At 63.1% G+C, this 9,768-nt stretch carries 9 protein-coding genes and 1 tRNA gene; 4 read left to right on the top strand and 6 right to left on the bottom strand.

Annotated features, from left to right (window positions below; genetic code table 11):
- Window positions 1-205: 205 nt before the first annotated feature.
- Window positions 206-427 carry a YgdI/YgdR family lipoprotein gene (locus WBF69_RS04010; protein ID WP_424261471.1) on the bottom strand — a complete coding sequence of 74 codons (222 nt, stop codon included), beginning with the start codon at window positions 425-427 and terminating at the stop codon, window positions 206-208.
- A 331-nt stretch (window positions 428-758) separates the two neighbouring features.
- Between WBF69_RS04010 and WBF69_RS04005 the strand changes: the two genes are divergently transcribed.
- A complete protein-coding gene (locus tag WBF69_RS04005) occupies window positions 759-2,540 on the top strand; it encodes an alkaline phosphatase family protein (protein ID WP_424261469.1) in 1,782 nt (593 codons plus the stop codon).
- Between the two features lie 72 nt (window positions 2,541-2,612).
- Here WBF69_RS04005 and WBF69_RS04000 read toward each other — a convergent pair.
- Window positions 2,613-2,688, bottom strand: a tRNA-Gly gene (locus tag WBF69_RS04000).
- 270 nt (window positions 2,689-2,958) lie between these two features.
- On the opposite strand from WBF69_RS04000, the gene murB reads away from it, so the two are divergent.
- The gene (gene murB / locus WBF69_RS03995; RefSeq protein ID WP_424261467.1) at window positions 2,959-3,966 is read left to right on the top strand and encodes a UDP-N-acetylmuramate dehydrogenase; all 1,008 of its coding nucleotides are present in this window, start codon (window positions 2,959-2,961) and stop codon (window positions 3,964-3,966) included.
- 86 nt (window positions 3,967-4,052) lie between these two features.
- Here murB and dapB read toward each other — a convergent pair whose 3' ends face one another.
- Both dapB and WBF69_RS03985 read right to left on the bottom strand, forming a co-directional pair.
- A complete protein-coding gene (dapB, locus tag WBF69_RS03990) occupies window positions 4,053-4,844 on the bottom strand; it encodes a 4-hydroxy-tetrahydrodipicolinate reductase (RefSeq protein WP_424261465.1) in 792 nt (263 codons plus the stop codon).
- A gap of 2 nt (window positions 4,845-4,846) precedes the next feature.
- Window positions 4,847-5,359, bottom strand: a complete 513-nt coding sequence (locus tag WBF69_RS03985) for an outer membrane protein assembly factor BamE (protein ID WP_424261463.1) — start codon at window positions 5,357-5,359, stop codon at window positions 4,847-4,849.
- Window positions 5,360-5,542: 183 nt separating this feature from the next.
- Between WBF69_RS03985 and fur the strand changes: the two genes are divergently transcribed.
- Window positions 5,543-5,965 (top strand): ferric iron uptake transcriptional regulator, encoded by a 423-nt coding sequence (gene fur, locus WBF69_RS03980; protein ID WP_424261461.1) that lies wholly within the window; start codon window positions 5,543-5,545, stop codon window positions 5,963-5,965.
- A 67-nt stretch (window positions 5,966-6,032) separates the two neighbouring features.
- Here the strand turns inward: fur and recN are convergent, their stop codons facing one another.
- Complete coding sequence (gene recN, locus WBF69_RS03975; protein ID WP_424261459.1) at window positions 6,033-7,694, bottom strand: DNA repair protein RecN; 1,662 nt, start codon at window positions 7,692-7,694, stop codon at window positions 6,033-6,035.
- 5 nt (window positions 7,695-7,699) lie between these two features.
- The gene (locus WBF69_RS03970) at window positions 7,700-8,611 is read right to left on the bottom strand and encodes an NAD kinase (RefSeq protein ID WP_424261457.1); all 912 of its coding nucleotides are present in this window, start codon (window positions 8,609-8,611) and stop codon (window positions 7,700-7,702) included.
- 117 nt (window positions 8,612-8,728) lie between these two features.
- On the opposite strand from WBF69_RS03970, the gene hrcA reads away from it, so the two are divergent.
- Window positions 8,729-9,742 (top strand): heat-inducible transcriptional repressor HrcA, encoded by a 1,014-nt coding sequence (gene hrcA, locus WBF69_RS03965; RefSeq protein ID WP_424261455.1) that lies wholly within the window; start codon window positions 8,729-8,731, stop codon window positions 9,740-9,742.
- Window positions 9,743-9,768 lie beyond the last annotated feature (26 nt).

Below are 9,768 nucleotides of genomic sequence, written 5' to 3'. Positions count from 1 at the left end.
GGGCAGAGTGGGGGGTGGGAGTCACTGGCGTCCTTGATGTGATCGACATGCCGGCATGTCGAGTGCCGGGCGAGGCGATAGGATACCGTGACGGAGTGGGTGTGTTCAGGGGCGGCGGCTGATGCTGCCCTCGGGAAACCGTTCCCGTCAGGCCGCATCAGGCAGTGCCCCTATGGCGCGTCGTGAGCGAACCGGGGTCGGTCGCCTACTTCACTTCCTCGATCCGCTGCACGTCGGACTTGTTGACCTTGACCTCATGGCCGTCTTTTTCATAATGGACGAAGCCATCGTCCGTCTCCGTATTGGGAGCGTCAGCCGTGTAGTCGGTCCGTCCATCGTTAGTCGTCACCGTGGATGGAGTCGAGCAGGCGGCCAGGATAAAGCTGCCGGCCAGAGCGGCGAGGAATCCGGGAATCTTCTTTGACATGAGTATCTCCTGAAAACGAGGGTCTCAAAAACACCATATCAAGGTCTTCAGGACGGGACTGTAAGCGGGTTCGACAGTGGGGCCTGTCGGGCTGGTCATGCGATTGGGTGCATGCTGCGATCTTATAGGGGAAAGGGCGTGAATATCCGCTGTAGGGTCTTCTGACAAAATCGGAAGGGGTGTTGTATGGATGAGGCGTTGTGGGGGCGGGATCGCCTTCTTCGGTGTGTCGCCCGAACTGGCCACCCGCTACGCCGAGCAATGGCTGGCTACTCTCAGGGAGTAGTACTCTAAGCGCTGAGAACAATCCGAAGATCTGGAGGCGCGATTCATGACCTCTCATCTGCTGCTGGGACCCGTGCTGTCGTTTCGAGGCGCCCTCAAAGGAAAATGGAAGGTGAGCGCGCTCATCGGCCTGGAGGAAGCCGCTGCGCCGCCAAAGCTGACCGTCGATGGCCGGGTGGCGAAGCATGTCGTGTTGCTCAGGCATCGAGGTCGCCAGTATCTGCGCTATGACCTGACCGTCAAGCAGAACGCGCAAGAACGCCGGATCGAGTACGCGCTGGAAGGTGAGTCGGAAACATGGCATTTCACGGTGCCAGGCAAGGATCATTCCCCCCGCATGGCCTATGTTTCATGCAATGGTTTCTCGGACCCCAGCAGTCTTCGGAAGCTGATCAAGGGAGAGAACGCGGTCTGGGCGGATCTGCTGTGCAATCACGACAAGGCAGTCCGCCCAGAGGGCTATATGCTCGATAAAGAACAGCTGTGGCATGAGTCGCTGACGCACGACAAAAATCTGCAGCGTTTTCATCTGTTGCTGATGGGGGGAGACCAGATCTACTTTGATTCCATCTGGGAAGACCTCAAGGCGCTCAAGGGCTGGATCGGCCTGCCTAGAGACGACCAGCTGCAGTTTGAAGTTCCCCCGGAGCTTGACGAGCAAATCGGGGACTACTACCTGGCGCTGTATGCCGCCAGATGGTTGCCAAAGGAAAGGGCGGCTTGGGGGTCGGCAAGCAGAACGCTTGATGCGGCACATGCCATGGCAAGAATGCCGACCGTGATGATGTGGGATGACCACGATATTTTCGATGGCTGGGGGTCGTACAGCGCCGAAATGCAGAACAGTCCTTTGTTCCAGCGGCTGTTTTATCATGCTCGGCGCGCGTTCTGGATCTTTCAGATGCAGCACGTGGATGATCTGTTGCCGGCGCTGAGGCGGCGCGACGATGTGTCCGTCAGGGCGGACGACCCGCTTTTCGAGAAGATCGAATGGTCGACGGTGCTCAAGCAAGATGCGCTGGCCCTGCCCATGCTGGATCGGCAGCCCGGGTTCAGCTTCGCGCATGCGGTCGGCCCCCTGCGGTTGGTGGTGGCGGATCTGAGGACGGAGCGTTCGCATGAGCAAGTGCTTGGGCCGGACACCTGGGGCGCTTTGAAGGCCTGGCTTGGACAGATTCCGGCGAATGACCAGCAGTGTCCGGAGGCAGGATGCCAGTACCTGTTGTTCATGTCTTCCGTCCCCGTCGTGCATCCGAAATTGTCTTTGGCGGAGCCTTTCCTGGAGACACTGAGTCCCGAGCATGTGCTGGATAGCAGCGCGGATGATCTGAAAGATCACTGGGCCCATGACGATCACGAGGGTGAGCGCTTGCGCCTGCTCGAAACATTGTTCGCGACGGCCAAGGCCAAGCGGTTCAGGGTGGTCATCGTGTCGGGAGACGTGCATGTGGCGGCGCACGGGGTCGCGTATCGCAAGGATGTGGGTCCGCAGGACAATTGGGCGCAGATCCAGCAGTTCACCTCGACCGCTGTGGTGCATCCTTCGCTGGTGTCTGTGGCCGAGCGGCTATTTTTCTTTGTGCTGGACGGGGTGGCGAAGATCACGCAGAACCTGGATGTGCGTACCAGTGCGGAGATGCTGCTTTTTCCGCAGTCGAATCGCCGGATTTTAGCGGCCCGGAACTGGCTGGCGCTCGAATTGGATACCGGTTCGGGCAACGGGGCAGGCTCGAAGCTCTGGGCCACATGGCGTTGTGAAACCAAGGAGGGGCAGACCAATCATTTGGTGACGGTGGAACCTGCGGCATCCAGGGCTGCCGAGGGCTAGGGTGGGCTGTGGCGCGGCAGACGGATCAGGATGCAAAAAGGCCCAAACCGAAGTTTGGGCCTTTTTTGAATCTGGAGCGGGAAACGAGTCTCGAACTCGCGACCTCAACCTTGGCAAGGTTGCGCTCTACCAACTGAGCTATTCCCGCATTTCTTAGCCGATTAGCTAAGCCATGCATTGTATGTCGTACTTTTCTGTCTGTCAAACGGCTGATGGTTTTTTCAGACTGGCGAGGCATCTTTTTCAAGCGCCGCGCCGACACGAAATCAAGCAGGAATCGAACTATACGGTACGGATTACAGGCCTGTCAAATCGACTGTGCAGATGCATCGCCATGACCTGGCCGGGCGGTTGTGCGGGGCGTGGAGCAGGCGCTGTATGCTTACGCCTTTATCCCTGTCCGCGTCTGTCCGTCCCCATGCCCATCGCCTTTACCGATCAATCCCTGCAGCATTGCAATACGCTGGGTCTGCCTGCGCAGGCCCTGGTGGCCGTGCTGGATGACGAGGCTGCCATTCCAGGGTTATGCCAGGAACGCGGTGTGCCGATCTTCATTCTGGGGGGGGGTAGCAATGTCGTCATGCAGTCGCATGTGCAACACCGTGTGCTGCGGGTTGCCTTGCGCGGCATCCGTCTGTGGCAGGAAACGGCGGACCACTGGATCGTCGAGGCAGCGGCGGGCGAGTCCTGGCATGGCTTTGTGACCCATTGCCTGGATCAGGGCTGGCCAGGGCTGGAAAACCTGGCGCTGATTCCCGGCACGGTGGGGGCGGCGCCGGTGCAGAACATCGGCGCGTATGGGCTGGAATTGGACCAGCGTCTGCATTCGGTAGTGGCCTGGGATCTGCAGGCGGGCCAGGAACGCACGCTGCTGCCGTCCGATTGCGGCTTCGCCTACCGCGACAGCGTGTTCAAACGCGCCGGGGCGGGGCGCTGGCTGATTGTGCGGGTGCGGTTTGCGCTGCCCAAAACCTGGCTTCCCCGCCTGGACTACCCGGACCTGCGGGATCATCCGTCCCTGCTGGGCGCCGCCCCGATGCCCAGGCGCATTTACGAGGCGGTGTGCGACGTCCGCCGTCGCAAACTGCCCGATCCCGCAGTGCTGGGCAATGCAGGCAGTTTCTTTAAAAATCCGGTGGTGGATGCTGCTCGGGCGGTTGCGCTGACGCAACGCTTCCCTGACCTGCGTCACTATCCTCAGGCGGATGGCCGAGTGAAGCTGGCGGCGGGCTGGCTGATCGAGCAGGCGGGCTGGAAAGGCCGCCGATTGGGACCGGTGGGCATGCATGAACGTCAGGCCCTGGTGCTGGTCAATCACGGCGGGGCGCAGGCGGCGGATGTTCAGGCCCTGGCGCAGGCGGTGCGTCAGTCGGTGCGGGAACGGTTCGGGGTGGACCTGGAACAGGAGCCGGTCGTTCTGGACTGAAGAACGGCAGCTGCAGGATGCCGGTGTGGCTTGGCGTTCTGCAGTCGCTGTCCTTTGGATCGCGCCAGGCGGCGCGGTTGGCGCTGTTAACTGGCCAGCACGTCCTGCATGTCGAACAGGCCGAATTCCTTGCGCGCCAGGTAGCGCGCCGCCCGCAGGCTGCCCTGGGCATAGGTGGCCCGGCTGGTCGAGCGGTGAGTGATTTCGATGCGCTCGCCGGTGCCGCAGAAATAGACGGTGTGGTCGCCGACGATGTCGCCGCCGCGCACGACGGAAAAGCCGATATGGCCGGTTTCACGCGCGCCGGTGTGGCCGTGACGCGCCCAGTCGGCCACGTCGTCCAATTGCACGCCCCAGGCGTGGGCGACGGCCTCGCCCATCGCCAGAGCTGTGCCCGAGGGCGCATCGACCTTGTTGCGGTGGTGGGCCTCGAAGACTTCCGCGTCGTAGCCGCTGTTCAGCAAGCGGGCGGCCATGTCCAGCAGCTTCAGGGTGGCGTTGACCCCGACGCTCATGTTGGGCGCGAAGACGATGGCGGTTTTTTGGGCTGCCGCGCGGATGGCTTGTTTGCCCTGGGCATCGAAACCGGTGGTGCCGATCACGCATTTCACCCGGTGGGCGGCGCACACATCCAGATGGGTCAGAGTGCCTTCAGGGCGGGTGAAGTCGATCAGGCAATCGGCCTGGGCCAGAGCCTGCAGGTCGTCAGTGATCTGCACCCCTGTGGCAACACCCAGAAAGCCCCCCGCGTCCTGGCCGATGCTGTCGCTGCCTGGACGGTCCAGGGCGGCGGCCAGCGTCAGGTCTGTGGATTCGACGATAGCCTGGATGAGCATGCGGCCCATGCGGCCCGAGGATCCGGCGATGGCAATCCGCATGGTCATTCAGCCTTGTTGGAGTCGTTCTGGTTCGGCGCGCCGATTTCGATCGTGGCCTGGGGCGTATCGGTCGAAGCGCCCGCGTTGGGGGCGGCATCATTGTTCACGCCAGGGGATGTGGCTTTTTGGGCGGCTTTGTCGGCGGATTCCACGGCTTCCTTGCCGCTATCGGTCCTCTGGAAGGGCTGGCGGTTGGGTTGTTCGTCTCCGGCCCAGCGTTCCAGCTGGTCGCCCTTGAACCACACGGTGAACTTGCGCAGTTCGTCCTTGCCGTATCCCGGCTGGTTGTAATAGGGGTAATCCCAACGGTCGGAGTGGAACACGTCCTGCAGGGTGGGGGTGCCCAGCACGAAGCGGACCTGGTCGCGGGTCATGCCGACTTCCAGTTGCGCCACCTGTTCGGTGGTGATCCAATTGCCCTGCTGGACAGTGGCCCGATAGGGAAAGCCCCAATTGGTCGAGCCGCAGCCTGCCAGGCCGATGGTCAGCAGGCCGGCTGCTAGGCAGATGTTCACGCTGCGGGAAAAACGACTAGCTCGGATACGCACAGATGCCCCCGTGTTCGATGGCCGGCCTGCAGATTGCGGCCGCTAAAACCGCTATCATAAAGGGAATTCGGATTGACGCATGCGCAAGGGCGGGCTTCCCAGTCAGCAGGCCGACTTGCTTTCTTTGGCCGGACTCAGGATACTTGAATCATGAATGACCAGATTGAGCTCAAAAACATGGGGCTGAAGGCGACTTTTCCTCGCCTGAAGATTCTTGATGTCTTCCGCAAAGCGGAGACCCGTCACCATAGCGCCGAGGACGTCTACCGCGCTCTGATTACCGAAGACGTGGATATCGGCCTGGCCACCGTCTACCGGGTGTTGACCCAGTTCGAGCAGGCCGGCATCCTGCTGCGCAGCCAATTCGATGGCGGCAAGGCCGTCTTTGAACTGAACGATGGCGATCATCACGATCACCTGATCTGTACCAATTGCGGTCGCGTGGTGGAATTTTCCGATCCCGAAATCGAAAGACGACAGCATCGCATCGCCAAGGAAAACGGCTTCACGCTGGAAAGCCACAATATGATGCTCTACGGCATTTGCCCTAAATGCACGGCGGGCAAGAAATAAACCAGATCGCATCAAACAGGACTGCTGGCAGGCCGGTACGGGATTTCCCCGTCCGGCCTGTTTTGCGTCAGGCGGCGGGGTGTCCTGCCGACAGCCGCAGCATTTCCTGAGCGTGTTCGCGGGTGGCCGCCGTCAGTGTCAGTCCGCCCAGCATGCGGGCGATTTCCTCGACCCGGGCGGGCGCATCCAGCGTCTGGATGGCCGATAGCGTGTGCTGATCGCGCGTGGTTTTACTGACCTGAAAATGCTGGCTGGCGCAGGCGGCCACTTGGGGCAGGTGGGTGACGCACAGCACCTGGTGGCGCTGCCCCAGTTCGCGCAGCAGTCTGCCGACGACTTCCGCCACCGCGCCGCCGATGCCGGTGTCGACCTCGTCGAAAATCAGGGTCGGCACGCGCGCCGCCTGGCTGGCGATGACCGACAGGGCCAGGGAAATCCGCGCCAATTCACCGCCCGAGGCGACCTTGGACAAGGGCCGAGGCGCTACCCCGGCATGGCCCGCGACCAGGAATTCCACGGTTTCCAGGCCGTGGGCAGAGGGTTTGCACGCGGGCAAAGCCACTTGCAGAGAGCCGCCTTCCATGGACAGGTTTTGCATGGCTGCCGTGACCTGTTCAGCCAGCCGCTGCGCGGTGGCGGCGCGCGCAGTGCTGAGCGCCTGGGCGATGGCCTGGTAGTGTGCCTCGGCCTGTGCGCAGGCCTGGGTCAGCGCCTGCAGGTCCTGGCCGGCCTCGGCCTGCCGCAGTTGGGCGCCCAGGGATTCGTGCAGCTCGCTTAAGGCCTCGGGCTCGACGTGGAAGCGCCGGGCCGCGGTGAACATCTGGCTCATGCGGGCGTCAGCCTGGGCCAGGGCGTCGGGGTCCAGTTCCAGGCGGTCGGCATAGGCGTTCAGCCCCGACACGGTTTCCGCGCACAGGATGCGGGCCGATTCCAGCGTCTGGCAGTGTTCTTCCAGGCGCGGGTCGTGGCGAGTGAGGGATTGCAGGGCCTGCAGGGCCGTGTGCAGGGCGGTGGCGACCGACCCGGATTCGCCATCCAGGGCTTCAATCGCCTGCCCGGCGCCGGACAGCAGCGCCTGCGCATGGGCCAGGCGGGATTGCCGGGCGCAGAGCGCCGGCCATTCGTCGGCGGTCGGGGCCAGTTCGTCCAGCAGGGCCAGGTCCTCTTGCAGGCGGTCGATCGCTTGCGCCCGTCCAGCAGCATCGTCGCGCGCGGCATCCAGGGCGGCTTGAGCAAGGCGCCAATCGGTCCAGGCATCTGACAGCGCCTGCGCCTGATCCGCGTGTCCGCCCTGGGTGTCCAGGATGTCGCGTTGGCTGGCAGGCTGCAACAGGCTTTGGTGGGCGTGCTGGCCGTGGATGTCCACCAGCAGTGCGCCCAGGTCGCGCAGCTGCGCGAGGGTGGCGGGCAGACCGTTGATGTAGGCCTTGCTGCGGCCTTGGCTGTCGATCACCCGGCGCAGGATCAGTTCCGGGCCCTCGATGCTTTGCTCGTCCAGCCAGCCTGCGGCGGATGGCGGAGCTTCGAAGACCGCGCTGATGTCGGCCCGGTTGGCGCCCTCGCGCACCAGGCTGGCGTCGCCGCGCCCGCCCAGCGCCAGCGACAGCGCGTCGATCAGGATCGATTTGCCGGCGCCGGTTTCGCCGGAAAACACCGTGAAACCGGCCTCGAAATGGATGTCGGCACGGTCGACGATGACGAAATCAAGGATGTGCAGGGTGCGCAGCATAGGCCTTAGAGAGCGTGTTCGTCAGGGTCGTCCCAGGGATGCAGCATGCGATTCCAGTTCAGTTTGCTGCGCAAGGTGGAAAAGTAGCTGTAGCCCTGGGGGTGCAGAAAGCGCACCCGGTGCGGGCTGCGGCGCACGTCGATGCGGTCGCCTTCCTGGCAATTGGACAGGGCCTGCATGTCGAAGTGCACGCTGGCGCCGGATTCCACGCGGCCCAGGGCGCGGATCGTGATGTCCAGCAGGGAATCTTCGGGCAGGGCGATGGGACGGTTCGAGAGTGTCTGGGGCGCCACGGGGACCAGCACCAGGGCCTGGACCTGCGGGTGCAGGATAGGGCCGCCCGCCGACAGGGAATAGGCCGTGGACCCGGTGGGCGTGGCGATGATCAGGCCGTCGGCCCGCTGGCTGTGCATGAACACGCCATTGCATTCCACGCGCAGTTCGATCATGCCGCCGCGCCCGGCGCGGTTGATGATGACGTCGTTCAGGGCCAGGCCGGAGGCCATCAACTGATCGCCGCGCATGACGCGGCCTTCCAGCAGCATGCGTTCGTCCTGCACATAAGCGCCGTTCAGGATGCGGGTGATGGCCTCGTCGGCGCTGCCCAGGGGGATGTCCGTGATGAAACCCAGGCGACCGTGGTTGATGCCGATCAGCGCCACGTCGGATGTGGCCAGTTCGCGCGCCGCAGCCAGCATGGTGCCGTCGCCGCCCATGATGATGGCCAGATCGGCCTGTTTGCCGATGTCCTGGTACGAGGCCAGTGGGAAGTCTTGCACACCCGTATTGCTGCCGGTCTGGGCCTCGATCAGCACGGCGCAACCGGCGGCCTGCAGCACGGCGCCCAGCCGCCGCAAGGGCGCGTCCAGCCCGCTGTCCTGGTAGCGGCCGATCAGGGCCACGGTCTTGAAGTGCATGAAGCCGGTCCTTCGCGCGTTTAATGGAATAATAAGGAGTATCCGATTATAGGGGGATGAATGCGCTGTGCCGCTATCGGCGTGTTGCGCTTGTCCCGCACGATGGGTGAATAGGACATGGATGATCGAGCCAAGGCATTGCTCAAGGCGCTGGTGGAACGCTATATCGCGGACGGCCAGCCCGTGGGTTCGCGCACCTTGTCGAAAGTGTTCGAGCTGTCGCCCGCCACGATTCGCAACGTCATGGCCGACCTGGAAGACCTTGGCCTGATCCACAGCCCGCACACCTCGGCGGGCCGGGTGCCGACGCCCCAGGGCTACCGCATGTTCGTCGATACGCTGCTGACCGTGCGGCCCTATGAATTCCGCCCGGACATGCCGATCGCCGATTATCTGCCGGCGGCCGAACCGGGCCGCGCCGTGACGGCGGCGGCCACGTTGCTGTCCAATCTGTCGCAGTTCGCCGGGGTCGTGCTGACGCCCAAGCGCACCCAGGTCTTTCGCCACATCGAATTCATCCGCCTGTCGGACAAGCGGGTTCTGTTGATCATCGTCACCCCCAACGGCGATGTGCAGAACCGGATTCTGTTCGTGTCGCGTGAATACACCGAAGTCGAACTGCTGGAAGCCTCCAATTTCTTCAATCGGCAGTTTTCCGGCAAAGCCTTTCACGAAGTCCGCATGGCCCTGAAGGCGGAGCTCGCCACCTTGAGTTCGGATATATCCCGTTTGATGCGGCAGGCCGTCGATGCGGGCATTGGCGGGTCCGATACGGCGGACGAGGCCGTGGTGATTTCCGGCGAGGGCAAGCTGCTGGAAATCTCGGAAATGACTGCCGATATGGATCGGCTGCGCCGTCTGTTCGCGCTGTTCGAGCAAAAAACCGATCTGCTGCATCTGCTGGACGTGTCCAGCCATGCGCAGGGGGTTCAGATCTACATCGGCGGGGATTCCCGTCTGGTGCCCCTAGAGGATGTGTCCGTCATTACCGCGCCCTATGGGGTGGATGGCGAGGTCATCGGCACTCTGGGGGTCATCGGCCCCACGCGGATGGCCTACGAACGGGTCATCCCGATTGTCGATATCACGGCCCGCATGCTGTCCAATGCGCTGGGCCAGGCGGCTTCATAGTGTCTTGTCGCTGCGCCGCTTCTTCC

Origin of the sequence: Castellaniella sp. (assembly GCF_049673105.1) — a bacterium.
Taxonomy (GTDB): Bacteria; Pseudomonadota; Gammaproteobacteria; order Burkholderiales; family Burkholderiaceae_B; genus Castellaniella.
This window is presented reverse-complemented; position numbering and strand designations above follow the sequence as displayed.